General features: G+C 70.1%; 13 protein-coding genes and 1 riboswitch. Of the genes, 10 read left to right on the top strand and 3 right to left on the bottom strand.

All coding sequences use genetic code 11. From position 1 onward, the window contains the following. Positions 1 to 82: 82 nt before the first annotated feature. The 5 genes from BpN12_RS12110 to BpN12_RS12090 all read left to right on the top strand — a co-directional run bounded on the left by BpN12_RS12110 (position 83) and on the right by BpN12_RS12090 (position 5,789). A complete protein-coding gene (locus BpN12_RS12110; protein WP_246792830.1) occupies positions 83 to 880 on the top strand; it encodes a YkgJ family cysteine cluster protein in 798 nt (265 codons plus the stop codon). A 427-nt stretch (positions 881 to 1,307) separates the two neighbouring features. Beyond that, positions 1,308 to 2,660 carry a homogentisate 1,2-dioxygenase gene (gene hmgA, locus BpN12_RS12105; RefSeq protein WP_246792829.1) on the top strand — a complete coding sequence of 451 codons (1,353 nt, stop codon included), beginning with the start codon at positions 1,308 to 1,310 and terminating at the stop codon, positions 2,658 to 2,660. Next, the gene (fahA, locus tag BpN12_RS12100; RefSeq protein ID WP_246792828.1) at positions 2,657 to 4,003 is read left to right on the top strand and encodes a fumarylacetoacetase; all 1,347 of its coding nucleotides are present in this window, start codon (positions 2,657 to 2,659) and stop codon (positions 4,001 to 4,003) included. Before hmgA ends, fahA begins: the two co-directional genes overlap by 4 nt. Then, positions 3,996 to 4,664 carry a maleylacetoacetate isomerase gene (gene maiA / locus BpN12_RS12095; protein ID WP_246792827.1) on the top strand — a complete coding sequence of 223 codons (669 nt, stop codon included), beginning with the start codon at positions 3,996 to 3,998 and terminating at the stop codon, positions 4,662 to 4,664. Before fahA ends, maiA begins: the two co-directional genes overlap by 8 nt. Positions 4,665 to 4,928: 264 nt before the next feature. Beyond that, positions 4,929 to 5,789 (top strand): NmrA family NAD(P)-binding protein, encoded by an 861-nt coding sequence (locus BpN12_RS12090; protein WP_246792826.1) that lies wholly within the window; start codon positions 4,929 to 4,931, stop codon positions 5,787 to 5,789. A 125-nt stretch (positions 5,790 to 5,914) separates the two neighbouring features. Here the strand turns inward: BpN12_RS12090 and BpN12_RS12085 are convergent, their stop codons facing one another. Next, entirely contained in the window at positions 5,915 to 6,769 is an 855-nt protein-coding gene (locus BpN12_RS12085) for a patatin-like phospholipase family protein (RefSeq protein ID WP_246792825.1), read from the bottom strand. Positions 6,770 to 7,147: 378 nt separating this feature from the next. Between BpN12_RS12085 and BpN12_RS12080 the strand changes: the two genes are divergently transcribed. Together BpN12_RS12080 and BpN12_RS12075 are read left to right on the top strand one after the other, a co-directional pair. Further along, positions 7,148 to 8,164: a nitrilase-related carbon-nitrogen hydrolase gene (locus tag BpN12_RS12080; RefSeq protein WP_246792824.1), complete on the top strand. Its 1,017-nt coding sequence runs from the start codon at positions 7,148 to 7,150 to the stop codon at positions 8,162 to 8,164. Between the two features lie 91 nt (positions 8,165 to 8,255). Beyond that, complete coding sequence (locus BpN12_RS12075; protein WP_246792823.1) at positions 8,256 to 9,146, top strand: AraC family transcriptional regulator; 891 nt, start codon at positions 8,256 to 8,258, stop codon at positions 9,144 to 9,146. Positions 9,147 to 9,232: 86 nt separating this feature from the next. Here BpN12_RS12075 and BpN12_RS12070 read toward each other — a convergent pair whose 3' ends face one another. Then, complete coding sequence (locus tag BpN12_RS12070; RefSeq protein ID WP_246792822.1) at positions 9,233 to 9,541, bottom strand: DUF4148 domain-containing protein; 309 nt, start codon at positions 9,539 to 9,541, stop codon at positions 9,233 to 9,235. Between the two features lie 255 nt (positions 9,542 to 9,796). Between BpN12_RS12070 and BpN12_RS12065 the strand changes: the two genes are divergently transcribed. Together BpN12_RS12065 and BpN12_RS12060 are read left to right on the top strand one after the other, a co-directional pair. Then, positions 9,797 to 11,002, top strand: coding sequence for an MFS transporter (locus BpN12_RS12065; protein WP_246792821.1), 1,206 nt, complete (start codon positions 9,797 to 9,799; stop codon positions 11,000 to 11,002). Positions 11,003 to 11,134: 132 nt separating this feature from the next. Then, positions 11,135 to 11,905 carry an SDR family NAD(P)-dependent oxidoreductase gene (locus BpN12_RS12060; RefSeq protein WP_246792820.1) on the top strand — a complete coding sequence of 257 codons (771 nt, stop codon included), beginning with the start codon at positions 11,135 to 11,137 and terminating at the stop codon, positions 11,903 to 11,905. 77 nt (positions 11,906 to 11,982) lie between these two features. Here BpN12_RS12060 and BpN12_RS12055 read toward each other — a convergent pair whose 3' ends face one another. Next, positions 11,983 to 12,939, bottom strand: a complete 957-nt coding sequence (locus BpN12_RS12055; RefSeq protein WP_246792819.1) for a LysR family transcriptional regulator — start codon at positions 12,937 to 12,939, stop codon at positions 11,983 to 11,985. Positions 12,940 to 13,216: 277 nt separating this feature from the next. Beyond that, positions 13,217 to 13,395, top strand: a riboswitch (yybP-ykoY riboswitch). A gap of 67 nt (positions 13,396 to 13,462) precedes the next feature. On the opposite strand from BpN12_RS12055, the gene BpN12_RS12050 reads away from it, so the two are divergent. After that, positions 13,463 to 14,461, top strand: coding sequence for a sodium:calcium antiporter (locus BpN12_RS12050; protein ID WP_246792818.1), 999 nt, complete (start codon positions 13,463 to 13,465; stop codon positions 14,459 to 14,461). Positions 14,462 to 14,663 lie beyond the last annotated feature (202 nt).

Genomic DNA, 14,663 nt, shown 5'->3' with positions numbered 1-14,663 from the left:
CGCCGGCTTGCGTTTGCCTTTCCGGGCGCCGGCCCGGCGGGCGGTGCGCGAGGCCGGCGCCGTCACCCCCATCAAGGTCCCCGTGAGCGACATTTCCTTCCAATGTACGGAGTGCGGCAACTGCTGCAAGGATCTCCGTCTGCCCGTCACGCCGGCCGAGGCGCGCACCTGGCTCGAACGCGGCGGGCGCGTCGACGTGCTGTGCGAGGCGCTGCCGTGGCCGGCCGAACCGGAGTCGGGCAACGTGTTCGCCGAGTACAAGCGGCGCCGCTCGTTCGCGGCCGACAGCGGCACGCTGCCGGTGCGCATCGACGTGACGCTGGCCGCGTCGTTCAGCGGCCCGTGCCCGAACCTCGGCGACGATCTGCGATGCCGCGCCTACGACACGCGTCCGCTGGTCTGTCGCGTCTATCCGGCCGAGATCAACCCGTTCATCGAGTTGCGGCCCGAGAACAAGGGCTGTCCGCCCGAGGCATGGCGGCCGGGCACGGCGCCGTTGCTGGCGGGCGGCACGATCGTCGACGCGACCACGCGCGAGGCGGCCGAGCGCAGCCGCGTCGAGCAGGAGCTGGCCGTGCCGGCCAAGCAGGCGATCTGCGCGGCGCTCGGCATCGATCGCGCGTCGGTGGCGAACGAGGGCTTCCTGATTCTGTCGCCCGAGCCGGCGGACCTGCTGGCGGCGCTGTGCGCGCTGCCGCAGGCGCCACAGGCGCCGGAACCGGCGCCGGGCGAGGGCGCGGCGCCGCGCGGATGGACGCTGGTGTCGAACCGCCAGCAGACGATCGACGTGCTCGGGCAGGTGGGCGCGCTCGGCGAACTCGATCGCGCGCCGCAGGGCGAGCACGCCTATCTGTACATCGGGATGCACGCGGCGTCGTGATGCTTCGGCGGTGAGCGCCCGGGCCGGGTAGGCGCGGGCGCCTTGCCGTTCCCTGAATTGGCGGTTCGCCGCGTCTCCTGCTGTTCCCCCTCGCTTCGTCTTCCTCTCGCGGTTTTCCCCTGTTCCTCACCACGCCCGGCCTTGGCGCCGGTCGCTGCCGCACGCTCCCGACAGACATCCCGCCTTGCCGCCGGCCCGCGCGTTCGCGCCTGAGCGTCGCCGTCTTACGGGTAAACCTAAATTCACCTATGGGATATGAGTTATACAATTCGTAAAAAATAGCGCGGGCGATGCCGGTCCGCGCGTCACCCCTGACGGAGGTTGCTCACATGACGGTGGTTGATGATCGGCGGCGGCGTTGCGACGCCTGGCTGCCCCGAACCCGGCGCCGCGCCGCGCGCCCGGGCCGCCCGGCCGGAGCCGCGAGATGAAGCCCGAGATCGAGCCGGCCGGCCGCGCCGGCTACCAGTGCGGCTTCGCGAACCATTTCGCCACCGAGGCGCTGCCGGGCGCGCTGCCCGAGGGACGCAACTCGCCGCAGCGCGTGCCCTACGGGCTCTATGCCGAGCAGCTGTCCGGCACCGCGTTCACGGCGCCGCGCGCCCATAACCGCCGAAGCTGGCTGTACCGGATTCGCCCGGCTGCGACGCACGGGCCGTTTACGCGGCTCGACCGGCCGCGCGCCCGGGCCGGGCTCGCGGCGCTGGTGGCCGATTTCGCCGAATCGGCCGAGGTGCCGCCCACGCCGCCCGACCCGTTGCGCTGGGATCCGCTGCCGGTCCCGACCGAGCCGACCGATTTCCTCGACGGCTGGGTGACGATGGCCGGCAACGGCTCGGCGGCCGCGATGAACGGCTGCGCGATTCACCTGTACGCCGCGAACCGGTCGATGCAGGACCGCTTCTTCTACAACGCCGACGGCGAACTGCTGATCGTGCCGCAGCAGGGGCGCCTCGCGATCGCCACCGAGCTGGGCCGGCTCGACCTCGAGCCGCAGCAGATCGCCGTGATCCCGCGCGGCGTGCGCTTCAGCGTGGCGCTGCCCGACGGCGAGGCGCGCGGCTATCTCTGCGAGAACTTCGGCCAGCCGCTGCAGCTGCCCGACCTCGGGCCGATCGGCTCGAACGGCCTCGCGAACCCGCGCGATTTCGAAACGCCGCACGCGGCCTACGAGGATCGCGAAGGCGAGTTCGAACTGGTGGCCAAGCTGAACGGCCGGCTCTGGCGCGCGCCGATCGGCCATTCGCCGCTCGACGTGGTGGCCTGGCACGGCAACTACGCGCCGTACCGCTACGACCTGCGGCGCTTCAACACGATCGGCTCGATCAGCTACGACCATCCCGATCCGTCGATCTTCCTCGTGCTGCAGGCGCCGAGCGACACGCCCGGCGTGGACACGCTCGACTTCGTGATCTTCCCGCCGCGCTGGCTCGCGGCCGAGGCCACGTTCCGCCCGCCCTGGTTCCACCGCAACGTGGCGAGCGAGTTCATGGGCCTGGTCCACGGCGCCTACGACGCGAAGGCGGCCGGCTTCGTGCCGGGCGGCGCGAGCCTGCACAACTGCATGGCCGGACACGGGCCGGACGCCGGCACGTTCGAGAAGGCGTCGGCGGCCGACACCTCGGCGCCGCACAAGCTCGACGACACCATGGCGTTCATGTTCGAGACGCGCACGCTGCTGCGGCCCACCCGCTTCGCGCTGGCCGGCCCGCAGCGGCAGGCCGACTACGCGCGCTGCTGGCAGGACCTCGCCAAGCACTTCAACCCGGAGCAACGATGACGCCCGTCACCGATCTCGACGCGACGCGCTCGCCCGCGCTGCGCAGCTGGCTCGACAGCGCCAACCACGCGGACTGCGATTTCCCGATCCAGAACCTGCCCTTCGGCATCTTCAGCCTCTTCGGCGCCGCGGGCCGCCCGGCGCCGCGCGCCGGCGTGGCGCTCGGCGAATGCATCGTCGATCTGGCGGCGCTGGCCGAGGCCGGGCTGCTCGCCGTACCCGGCGCTGGCGCGCGCGAGGTGTTCGCGCAGCCCACGCTGAACGCGTTCATCGCGCTCGGGCGCGAGGCATGGCGCGCGGTGCGCGTGCAGCTGAGCGCGCTGTTCGCGCGCGACAACGCACGGCTGCGCGACGACGCCGCGCTGCGCGAGGCGGTACTCGTGCCGCTGGCCGGCGCCACGCTGCACCTGCCCGTGGAGATTCCCGGCTACACCGATTTCTATTCGTCGAAGGAACATGCGACCAATGTCGGCATGATGTTTCGCGATCCGAAGCATGCGCTGCTGCCGAACTGGTCGGAGATGCCGATCGGCTACAACGGGCGCGCCTCGTCGGTGGTGGTGAGCGGCACGCCGGTGCGCCGGCCGCGCGGCCAGCTCAAGCTGCCCGACCAGGCGCGGCCGGTGTTCGGCGCGAGCCGCCGGCTCGACATCGAACTCGAGACCGGCTTCATCATCGGGCGCGGCAACGCGCTCGGCGAGCCGATCGCCTGCGAGGCCGCCGAGGCGCACATCTTCGGCATGGTGCTGCTCAACGACTGGAGCGCCCGCGACATCCAGCAATGGGAGTACGTGCCGCTCGGGCCGTTCAACGCGAAGGGCTTCGCCACCACCATCTCGCCGTGGATCGTCACGCTCGACGCGCTCGAACCGTTCCGCGTGGCGCAGCCGAAGCAGGATCCGCTGCCGCTGCCGTACCTGCGCCACGCCGGCGAGCACGGCTTCGACATCGAGCTCGACGTGACGCTGCAGCCGCATGGCGCGGCCGAGGCCACCACGCTCACGCGCACCAGCTTCCGGCACATGTACTGGACCATGGCGCAGCAGCTCGCGCATCACACCGTGTCGGGCTGCAACACGCGGGTGGGCGACCTGATGGGCTCGGGCACCGTCAGCGGGCCGGACAGGGGCGCCTGCGGTAGCCTGCTGGAACTGACCTGGGGCGGCAAGGAGCCGATCGCGCTGACGGGCGGCGGCACGCGCGGCTTCATCGAGGACGGCGATACGCTGACGCTGCGCGGCCATTGCCAGGGCGACGGCTATCGCATCGGCTTCGGCAGCTGCGCCGGCACGATCCTGCCGGCGTTGACGGACACCGGAGAAGGCGGGGCGCGCGATGACTGAGCCCACGCTCTACAGCTATTTCCGCAGCTCGGCGTCGTACCGCGTGCGCATCGCGCTGAACCTGAAGGGCATCGACTACCGGCAGGTTCCCGTGCATCTGCTGCGCGGCGGCGGCGAGCAGCTGGGCGAGGCGTACCGGCGGATCCAGCCCGACGGCGTGGTGCCCGCGTTCGTCGACGGCGACGGGCCGCCGCTCGCGCAGTCGCTCGCGATCGTCGAATACCTCGACGAGTGCGTTCCGCAGCCGCCGCTGCTGCCGGCGGCGCCGGCCGATCGCGCCTACGTGCGCGCGGTCGCGCTGCAGATCGCCTGCGAGATCCATCCGCCCAACAACCTGCGCGTGCTGAGCTACCTGAAGACGACGCTCGGCGTCAGCGACGCGCAGAAAAGCGCCTGGTACGCGCACTGGATCGGGCTCGGCTTCGCCTCGCTCGAACAGAAGCTCGCCACCGACCCGCGCGTGGGCCGCTGCGTGTTCGGCGACACGCCGGGGCTGGCCGACCTCTGCCTCGTGCCGCAGGTGTGGAACGCGAAGCGCTTCGCGGTGCCGCTCGATGCCTACCCGACGCTCATGCGCCTGTATGAACATGCGGCGGCGCTGCCGGCCTTCGCGCGCGCCGAGCCGTCGGTGCAGCCCGACGCGGAGCCGCCGCGCGCGTAGCATGCCGGCCCGGCGTCTTGCACCGCGCTTTCCTTCATCTCCCGGACCGCCCGCCGCCCTCGATCGGCGGCGCCTTGCTTTTCCGTGCATCTCATCCTCCGACCCATGACGAAACGTCATCGATGTATTGACGTCGCGGCCATTCGTCGGCGCGGCCTCGCGGCGTAGCCTGCACGCAGTGGTCGAGCGCGCCGCGCTGCCGGTGACGGCAGGCGGCGGTTCGGGCCGATCTCGAACGAAGTCAGCGATCCGGAGGAAACGACGATGTATGCAGTGATGGGTGTGACCGGCAAGGTGGGTGGGGAAGTGGCGCGCGCGCTGCTAGCGGCGGGGCTGCCGGTGCGCGCGGTGGTGCGCGACGCGGCGAAGGGCGCGAGCTGGGCGGCGCGCGGCTGCGAGGTGGCGGTGGCGGAAATCGGCGATGCCGGCGCGCTGACCAAGGCGTTCAGCGGCGCCGCGGGCGTGTTCCTGATGACGCCGCCGAACTACGATCCGGCGCCGGGCTTTCCCGAGACCGTGGCGCATTGCGCGGCCGTCAGACAGGCCGTCGAGGCCGCGCGGCCCGGCCGGCTGCTGTTCCTGTCGACGGTGGGCGCGCAGGTGGCCGAGCCGAACCTGCTGAACAATTCGAGGATGACCGAGGCGATGCTGCGCACGCTCGACCTGCCGGTGTGCCTGCTGCGCGCCGCGTGGTTCATGGAGAACGCGGCATGGGACGTGGATGCGGCGCGCAGCGGCACGCTGCCGTCGTTCCTGCAGCCGCTCGATCATCCGATCCCGATGGTCGCGACCGCCGACATCGGCCGCACCGCCGCCGCGCTGTTGCGCGAGCCCTGGACCGGCACGCGCGTGGTCGAACTCGAAGGCCCGCGCCGCTACAGCGCGAACGACATCGCCGCCGGGTTCGCGGCCGCGCTCGGCCATGACGTGACCGTGCAGCCGGTGCCGCGCGAGACCTGGGAGGCGCTGTTCCGCTCGCAGGGCATGCAGCATCCGCTGCCGCGCGCGCGGATGGTGGACGGCTTCAACGAAGGCTGGATCGATTTCGAGCGCAGTGGCACGGAACACCGGATCGCGCCGACGGAGCTGGCGGAGGTGCTGAAGGGGCTGGTTGGCGATCGCTAAGGACAGCTACCATTGTTTTCATGGTGGAAGGGCCGTCGAGCACGGCTCTCGTGAGTGCCGGCGCCAACAAAAAAGGACCCGCGGGTCCTTTTTTGTTGAATGTCTTACGGATTACGCAACCACTTTTACCTGGCCGGTTTGCGTTTCCTGCCGTGCCGCTTCGGATTGCTCATTGGCTTGATCGATCGGCGGCGGGTCCGGTTGCCGTTTGCGGCAACCGGTTTCCTGAATGCGTCGGTCACAGTCGATCGACTCGGTTCGCCCGGTCCGGCTGACCTGTGCCGCGCTCGATCAACCGCAGTCATGTCGCCCTTGCCGGGCAGGATCGCGCTATATAGGTCCTCGAACGTGAGATTGCCAGGGATTTCGTCCCGCGGTTTTTCGCTCCGCTCCGCGAGTTTCAGCCGGATCGCGAGGTCGACCAGATCCCGAATGGGTTTCACGGTGGTGATGCCATGGAGAAACCAAAGTCCGATGGCGGCCGTCAACAGTGCCGCGACCAAACCGAAGCCGATTATCCAGCCCGGATGAAATACGTCGAGCACAAGGGCGCCGGCAATCATGCAAGCCAATAATCCAGTAATCGGCATCCATCGCTTTTTGATCCCGCGAAAGAGGGAGATCGTTGCCCAGCCTGCCGTGCTGAACAACGCGGGGGCTTTATCGTAACCTTCAGCGCGAAACTGCTGCAGGATATGCGTCTTCGCAGCGGGGTCCAGCAATTCCTGCGACGTGTAACCCGCCGCGATCAATACGGCCACCATCGCGCCGGCCGAGGTGCCGGCAACGGCTTCGATGGGCAGCTTCAGTTCCTCGACGGCCATCAGCGCGCCGATGTGGACGATGCCTTTTGCGCCGCCACCCTGAAATGCCAGGCGAACGCCGTCGATGAACTCATCGAGGCCGGGAGGCTGATGCACGGGCGCATCGGCGGATTGATCGCCTGAAACAGATTGCAGGGTGATTTCGGACGACATCATGAAATGCATCGCGAATTTGCAGAGCGGCAATCGTACTCAACGATGCGTTTCAATAAATCTCGGTCATTCGATATATCCGCGTTTACGTGAAATCGATTATTTTGTTATATCCGTATTCGCGTGTGTCAGTCGATATCGGTGTATTCCTTCCGGCGCCGCCGACGCAAGCCGGAATCGCGCACGGAAACATCGGTCCGATCGAACAAGAGAACGACTCGCCGGGGCATGGGGAGATGAAGCCGGCATGCCTAGACTGCTCGCAGGGATGGCGCCCGTCGCGGTGCCACCTTCTCGCAGCGATCGTCCGTGCGGCCCCCCGGTCCGACGGCGGGCGACCTTTGACCGATACACCGTCATTTCCCCAGGAACCCGTTCCCCATGATCCAGAAGCCCTCGAAATCCCGGACTGTCCGCGTCGCCGCGGTCCAATATGCCCCCGACCTGAACACCACCGAGGCTACCGTGCGTCGCGTACACGACGCGGTCGCCGAGGCCGCGGCCAAGGGCGCCCGGCTGGTCGTGTTTCCGGAGGCGTTCATTCCGTACTATCCGTACTTCTCGGCGGTGCTGCCGCCCTCGCTGATGGGCGCCGAGCAGAACCGGCTCTACGACAACGCGGTGCTGGTCCCGGGGCCGGTCACCGAGGCCTTGAGCGAGGTCGCCCGCCGGCACCGGATCGTGCTCGCGGTGGGCGTCACCGAACGCGAGCACGGTTCGCTCTACAACACGCAGCTCGTGTTCGACGTGGACGGCGTGCTGATCCAGAAGCACCGGAAGATTTCGCCGGCGCCGCACGAGCGCTTGATCTGGGCCCAAGGCGATGGGACCAGCATCAAGGTCGTGGACAGCGCCGCCGGGCGCCTCGGCGCGTTGACCTGCTGGGAACACTACAATCCGCTCGCGCGTTTTTCCCTGATGGCCCAGCAAGAGGAAATTCATATCTCGACCTACATCGGCTCGCTGTTCGGCCCGCTGTTCGGCAAGCAGACCGAAACCCAGCTGATGAATCACGCGCTGGAGAGCGGCTGCTTCGTCGTGAACGCCACCTCGTGGCTCAGCGACGCGCAGCGCGCCAGCATCACGAACGACGCCGAGATGCAGGCGGTCCTGAGCGGCGGCTGCATGACCGCGATCATCGGCCCGGACGGCCAGCACGTGGTGCCGCCGTTGCTCGAGGGGGAGGGCATCCTGATCGCGGACCTGGATTTCGCCGAGATCACCAGCGCCAAGCGCGGCAGGGATTCGGTCGGGCATTATTCGCGGCCCGACCTGTTCAGCCTGGCCGCGCACGGCAAGCCCACCCCGCATATCCGCGGCCTGCCCGCGTCGGAACCGGGGCAGCGGGAGGCGGCGTCGATCACGGACGCCGCGGCCGACCGGGAACCGGCCGCTTGAGGCACCGACGGCACGACACGTTGCGCGGGCTCGCGCGTGGCGTGCCGTACCATAGCGAGACTTCGAGCCTGATTGACGGGATGGAATCGTCGTGGTCCCACCAGATGCCCTGAGCCAGCTTCTGCTGCTGCACCCGGTGCGAACGGCGCTGGACACCCGCTGTCTTCTCCATGCGCCGCAACGCATGGCGCATCCGGCCACGGATGCGCAGGTCGCCCCCTATCATCTGGTGGTGGCGGGGGCGGCAAGGGTCGAGATCGACGGACGGGCGCCGCTGGCGCTTCGTGCCGGCGATGCGGTCGTGTTCCCGCGCGGCCATGCGCATCGATTCTCCGTGCTGGAGCGGGACGGGCAAACGCCGATGGCCGGGGCACCGTTCGCGACGGACGCGACGGCTGACATCCTCTGCGGGCAATTCCACTTCGATGCCGCGCATTCGCGCACGCTGATCGACGCGCTGCCGGACGTCGTGCTGGTGCGCACCGCGGGGCTCGCCGAGTTCGAGGCCTTCCAGTCGCTCGTCAGGCTGCTGCTCGAGGAAACCGGTGAGCCGGGGCTCGGCGCCAACGCGGTCGTTTCGCATCTCGCCTCGGCGTTGCTGCTGCGGCTGCTGCGAGCCTGGCTCAAGCAGGCCGGGGCGCTGCCCGGCCTGTTTTCATTGCTGGCCGACCGCAAGCTGAATCATGCGCTGCACGCCATGCTGGCCGAGCCGGGCCGTGCCTGGACGCTGGAACAGCTGGCGCAGGTCTCGGGCATGTCGCGGACCACCTTCGTGCGCACGTTCCGCGCGAAGGCGGGCACTACGCCCGCCAATCTGCTGCTGTCGATCCGGATGGCGCAGGCCGCGCAATGGCTGAAGCAGAGCCACCGCAGCGTCGGCGAGATCGGCGAGCGCGTGGGATACCAGTTGGAAGCCGCGTTCAACCGCGCGTTCTCGCGCTGCCATGGCGTCGGGCCGGGCCGGTTCCGCCGGGGGCCTTGAGTTCACCGTCGGGCACGGCATCCTTCAAGGAGGAAATCGCGCGATCGTCATGATGGCGCCCGACGGCATCCGTCAGCCGTTCCGACTCAGTGATGCGCATAGGGCGATGCATTACCGGCATTCGCGACGCGCTTCGATGAACCCGCTTCGGCGCGCGCCGCGCCCGTGCCGCCGACGCCCGACGTGGCGGCATCGAGCTTCGTTTCAGCGGCCTGCAGCGAGTCCGGGTAATGCACGTCGTTGCGCGCCGGGCGATATCCGACGCTTTCGAGTTGCACCAGTTGCTCGCGCACCTCGGCGCGCGTGACGGGGGAGGGCGGTGCAGCCTGCGATTCGGCAAGTGCGGAGGCCGACAGGGCGATCGAGACGAGCAGGAACAGGGAAGTGCGATGCATGGCAAGGCTCCGATGACGTTGAGGAAAACGAACGACGTTGCTGTGAGTGCATTGTCGCGAATGACCTACCGAAGATGAATGGCCGAGGGCGCATCGGGCCGATGCCGCGATGTCATCAATCTCGCGCGTCCCATGCCGCACGCGAGCCGGCCGGTACTCATGCGGCGCATGCATCACCGCCATGACGCCGACGGCATCGTCGGCGGCGGCCTGCCCGCGGACAATCGGTGCCTGTTGACCGACAGGAGCCGCGCCATGTCCCACGATCCGAACGCCCTCGCCACGCCGTCCGCGGCAATCGTGCTGCTGATGGCGTTCAGTTGCGGCCTGGTGGCCGCGAGCAGCTATTTCGCGCAGCCACTGCTTGCCACGATCGCGCGCGACGTAGGGCTGCCGGCCTGGGCCGCAAGCTGGATCATCACGTCCAGCCAGTTCGGTTATTGCGTGGGCCTGCTGGTGCTCGCGCCGCTCGGCGACTGCGTCGAGAATCGCCGGCTGGTGCTGCTCACGCTCGGCGGGCTCTGCGCAGCGCTGCTGGCCATGGCGCGCGCCACCGGCGGCGTGGCCTTGCTGGCCGCCGCGTTCGCGATCGGGCTCGGCTGCACGCTGGTGCAGATGCTGGTGCCGCTGGCCGCACGGATGGCCGGTGCCGACTCGCGCGGCCGCGTGGTGGGCAAGGTCACGAGCGGCCTGCTCGCCGGCATCATGCTGGCGCGCCCGGCCGCGAGCGTGGTCGCTGCGCAGGCCGGCTGGCGCGCGCTGTACGTGGCTGCCGCGCTCGTGCTGGCCGCGCTCGGCCTGCTGCTGGCGCGCGTGCTGCCCCGGCATGCACCGGCCGCGCCCACGCCGTACCGGCAGGCGCTCGGCTCGCTGCACGGGCTGCTGCGCCGGCACGCGCCGCTGCGCCGGCTCGGCGCGGTGCAGGCGTGCCTGTTCGGCGCGTTCAGCCTGTTCTGGGGCGCGGCGCCGCTCACGCTGTCGCGGCGCTTCGGCCTCTCGCCCGACGGGCTCGCGCTGTTCGCGCTGGCGGGCGCCGCCGGCGCGCTCGCGGCGCCGCTGGCCGGGCGCGCGGCCGACCGGGGGCGCGGCGTCGCGCTGCGCGCGCTCGGCATCGCGCTGGTGGCGGCCGGCTTCGCGCTGACGCTGGTGCCGAATCTGGCGGCGTGGGTCGTCGCGGCGCTGATGATCGACGCCGGCGTCCAGGTCTGCCATGTGATCGCGCAGCGCACCGTGCTGTCGCTCGACGCGGCCGCGCACAACCGGCTCAACAGCCTCTACATCGCGATGTTCTTTTTCGGTGGCGCGCTCGGCTCCGCGCTGGCCTCGGCCGCGCTCGCGCCCGGCTGGCCCGCCGTGGCCGGACTCGGCGTGCTGCTGGCGGCGGCCGCCGCGCTGATCGCCGGCGAACCCGGAATCGCGTGCGCCGGGCCCGGGGCCGCCCGTCGCGCGGCGCGGCGATGAAGCCGTCGATGACACGTCAGGGGCATCGGGTGCGAGCCTTGCGTGCGAGCGTTGCCGCACGCCGCAAGCCTTCCCGCCCCTATCATTTCGCACCACCGGATCCGGTGAGCGGATCCACAACCGGAGATCGACATGGCACGGGTTTTCATCACGGGATCGACGGACGGCCTCGGGCTGATGGCGGCGCAACTGCTGCTCGAAGGCGGCCATCGCGTCGTGCTGCACGCGCGCGACGCCGGGCGCGCCGAGCACGTGCGCCAGTGCCTGCCCGGCGCCGACGCGGTCGTGACGGGCGATCTCGCCACGCTGCGGGCGATGCGCGAGGTGGCCGGGCAGGCGAACGCGCTGGGCCGGTTCGACGCGGTGATCCACAACGTCGCCGTGGGCTACCGCGAGCCGCGCATCGAGACCGCGGACGGCCTGCCTCACGTATTCGCGGTCAACGTACTCGCGCCCTATGTGCTGACGGCGCTGATGCAGCGGCCCGGGCGCCTCGTCTATCTCAGCTCCGGCATGCATCGCGGCACGCGCGCCGCGCTCGACGATCTGGCCTGGACGCGCCGGCGCTGGAGCGGCGCCGAGGCCTATGCCGAGAGCAAGCTCCACGACGTGCTGCTCGCGTTCGCGGTGGCGCGCCGCTGGCCCGAGGTGCTGTCGAACGCGCTAGAGCCGGGCTGGGTGCCGACGCGGATGGGCGGCCCCGGCGCGCCCGACGATCTCGACCAGGCGCATCGCACGCAGGCCTGGCTCGCCGCGAGCGACGACGCCGGCGCGCGCGTGAGCGCGCAGTACTTCTTTCACATGAAGCCGCGCCAGCCCGATCCGGCCACGCGGGACACCGCGCTGCAGGAGCGGCTGCTCGCCGAATGCGAGCGGCTGTCGGGCATCGCGCTGCCGGACTGAGCGCCGGGCGTGCCGCGCGCCGGCACGATGCCACGCATCGTGCCTCCTGCCTCATGCGGAGATCGCGGCGGCCCGCGCTATTGGCGCGCCTTCGTCTTGCGTGCCGGCGCGACGGCCGCCCCGGCGCCGTCCGTCAGCGACACGACGAAGTCGAGGAACGCGCGCGTCTTGGCGGGCGGATGGTTCGCGCTCAGGTACAGCGCGTGGAGCGGAAAGCGTTCGTCGGGCCAGTCCGGGAACAGCTCGACGAGCTGGCCGTCGGCGAGCAGCGGCTCGGTGCCGAGCGCCATCACCTGCGCGATGCCGTAGCCGGCCACGCAGGCGCTCAGCATCGTGCCGACCTCGTTGACGATCAGCCGGCCCCGCGTCTCGACGCTCACGCGCTGCGTCTTGCGATGGAATTCCCACTTGAACGGCCGGCCCGTCTCGGGATCGCGATAGTCGATGCAGGTATGGCCGCCCTCGCCGAGTTCGCGCGGATGCAGCGGCCGGCCGCGACGCGCGAGATAGGCGGGCGCGGCGACGGTCAGGATGCGCGTGTCGAGCAGCTTGCGCGCGCGCATCGCCGAATCGCGCGGCACGCCGAAGCGGATCGCCAGATCGAAGCCGTCCACCACCATGTCGCCGAGCTGGTCGCGCGTGACGAGTTCGAGCGTCAGCTCGGGGTGGTGCGCGAGGAACGCCTCGAGGCGCGGGCCGAGCATCAACCGCGAGAAGAACGGGTCGAGGTTCACGCGCAGCCGGCCGCGCACGGCGGTGGCGCTGCCCGAGGCCGTGGCGGCGGCGTCCTCGAGTCCCGCGAGCAGCGGCGTGATCTGCCGGTGGAAGCGCCGCCCCTCGTCGGTCAGCGAGACCGCGCGCGTGGTGCGATCGAACAGGCGGATGCCGAGCCGGGTTTCGAGCCGTGCAATCGCGCGGCTCACGCCCGGCTGCGACATGTCGAGATGCTCGGCGGCGGCCGCGAAGCTGCCCGCTTCCACCACCGCCACGAAGATGCTCATGCCGTTCAGCACGCGTTCGTCGAATCCCGGCATCGCCCAAGTTCCCCGTCGAGAAGATGCGGCGACGATAGCACAGGCATGCGCGCCGGCCGGCCCCGGCGCGGTGCCGCGCGATACGCGCCGAAGCCGGCGCGGCGGGCCTCGGCGGCGTGGCGCAAGGGCGTCGTCTGCTTGCTCATGCGCGTTCGTCATGACCGTGATGACGAGCGCGGCATGGCCGGGGCGGCGCGAACCTGCCGGGGAGAGACGCAGGCGAAGGACGCGGCCGTCTCGTCAAAATTCGATACCGTCACGCGGTTCGGCTAGAATAGCGGCAGTCTTAGGGGAGTAGTCTGCTTCGCCTCCCACGCGAAGCGCCGTCGTCAACATATTTGGCCGAATCCGGGCCATGGCGCCGGCAGCCGTTTCCACGGCCTGACGAGACCTATGACGTTACCCTTCCACCCGGGCCGGGCGAAGGGCAGCGTCATGGTTGCGTCGCCCGGCCCTGGAGATAACAACAGATGTTCCCCACATCCCCATTCCCGGTAGACGCCGTCGTGGCGAGGTGCGCACGATGGTCGTGACTTTCGCCCTGCTGCTCGCGGCGGCCGGCATCATCTATTTCTCCTGCGAGACCTTCGTGAACGGCGTGGAATGGCTCGGCCGCAAGCTGAACCTGACGCAGACGGCCACCGGCACGATCCTCGCCGCGTTCGGCACCGCGCTGCCCGAGAGCGTCGTCACGCTGGTGGCGGTCGCGTTCGGCACGACGCCGGCGCACAAGGAGATCGGTGTGGGTGCCGCGATCGGCGGCCCGCTCGCGTTGAGCACCGTGGCCTACGCGGTGGTGGGCTTCGCGCTGCTGGCCGTGGCGCGCCGCGCGGGCCAGGTCACGAAGGCCGGCGTCGACGCGAACACGGCGCAGCTGCGCCGCGACCAGCTCTGGTTTCTCGCGATCTTCGTCGCCAAGATCGGCCTCGGCCTGGTGGTGTTCCAGTTCAAGCCGCTGCTCGGCATCGCGTTCCTGGCCGCCTACGCGTTCTACTGCTGGCGCGAGCTGACGGCCGACGGCGACGGCGCCGTCCACGACGATCTCGAACCGCTGATGCTGCGGCCGCGCTCGGCCGATCCGGCGCTCGGCTGGGTGATCCTGCAGACGCTGGGCGCGCTGGTGGTGATCTTCGCGGCCTCGCACCTGTTCGTCGGCCAGATCGGCGCGGTGGGGCCGTGGCTCGGCCTGAGCCCGCAGCTGACGGCGCTGCTGTTCAGCCCGATCGCGACCGAGCTGCCCGAGATCATGAACGCGGTGATCTGGGTGCGCCAGCGCAAGGAGCGGCTCGCGCTCGCCAACATCAGCGGCGCGATGATGATCCAGGCCACCATCCCCACCGCGTTCGGCCTGTTCTTCACGCCGTGGCACCTGGCGCCGCCGTCGATCCTCGCGGCCGTGATGACGGCGATCGCGATCGTGTTCCTGCAGTTCGTGTTTCGCGCGCCGCTGGTCAGCCGCCATCTGCTGGCCTGCGTGGGCGGCTTCTACGCGGTGTTCGCCGCGCTGCTATTCGTGATCTGACGGTGATCTGACGGTGATCCGACGCCCCGAAGCGGGCGGCCATGCCCACGTGGCGCCCGAAGGGGGCCGCCGCGCCGGGCCGGCGCCCCTGCCGCGTTGTTCCCCTCACGGCCGTTCCGGCCGAAGCCGCGGGCCGCGCGGCGCCTTGCTCCGGAATACCGGCAGCGTCATGCCACTGTCAGTTGGCAGGCGCATGATTTGA

It is taken from the genome of Burkholderia perseverans (genome assembly GCF_022870505.1).
In the GTDB taxonomy this organism is placed as follows: domain Bacteria; phylum Pseudomonadota; class Gammaproteobacteria; order Burkholderiales; family Burkholderiaceae; genus Burkholderia; species Burkholderia plantarii.
The sequence above is the reverse complement of the archived record's forward strand: the minus strand, read 5'-3'. Positions and strand labels throughout refer to the sequence as shown.

Bases quoted from the DNA above. Each gene is read 5' to 3' on its own strand.
- hmgA (WP_246792829.1), top strand. From the start codon at position 1,308: ATGAAGCCCGAGATCGAGCCGGCCGGCCGCGCCGGCTACCAGTGCGGC.
- fahA (WP_246792828.1), top strand. From the start codon at position 2,657: ATGACGCCCGTCACCGATCTCGACGCGACGCGCTCGCCCGCGCTGCGC.
- maiA (WP_246792827.1), top strand. From the start codon at position 3,996: ATGACTGAGCCCACGCTCTACAGCTATTTCCGCAGCTCGGCGTCGTAC.
- BpN12_RS12090 (WP_246792826.1), top strand. From the start codon at position 4,929: ATGTATGCAGTGATGGGTGTGACCGGCAAGGTGGGTGGGGAAGTGGCG.
- BpN12_RS12085 (WP_246792825.1), bottom strand. From the start codon at position 6,769: ATGATGTCGTCCGAAATCACCCTGCAATCTGTTTCAGGCGATCAATCC.
- BpN12_RS12080 (WP_246792824.1), top strand. From the start codon at position 7,148: ATGATCCAGAAGCCCTCGAAATCCCGGACTGTCCGCGTCGCCGCGGTC.
- BpN12_RS12070 (WP_246792822.1), bottom strand. From the start codon at position 9,541: ATGCATCGCACTTCCCTGTTCCTGCTCGTCTCGATCGCCCTGTCGGCC.
- BpN12_RS12065 (WP_246792821.1), top strand. From the start codon at position 9,797: ATGTCCCACGATCCGAACGCCCTCGCCACGCCGTCCGCGGCAATCGTG.
- BpN12_RS12060 (WP_246792820.1), top strand. From the start codon at position 11,135: ATGGCACGGGTTTTCATCACGGGATCGACGGACGGCCTCGGGCTGATG.
- BpN12_RS12055 (WP_246792819.1), bottom strand. From the start codon at position 12,939: ATGCCGGGATTCGACGAACGCGTGCTGAACGGCATGAGCATCTTCGTG.
- BpN12_RS12050 (WP_246792818.1), top strand. From the start codon at position 13,463: ATGGTCGTGACTTTCGCCCTGCTGCTCGCGGCGGCCGGCATCATCTAT.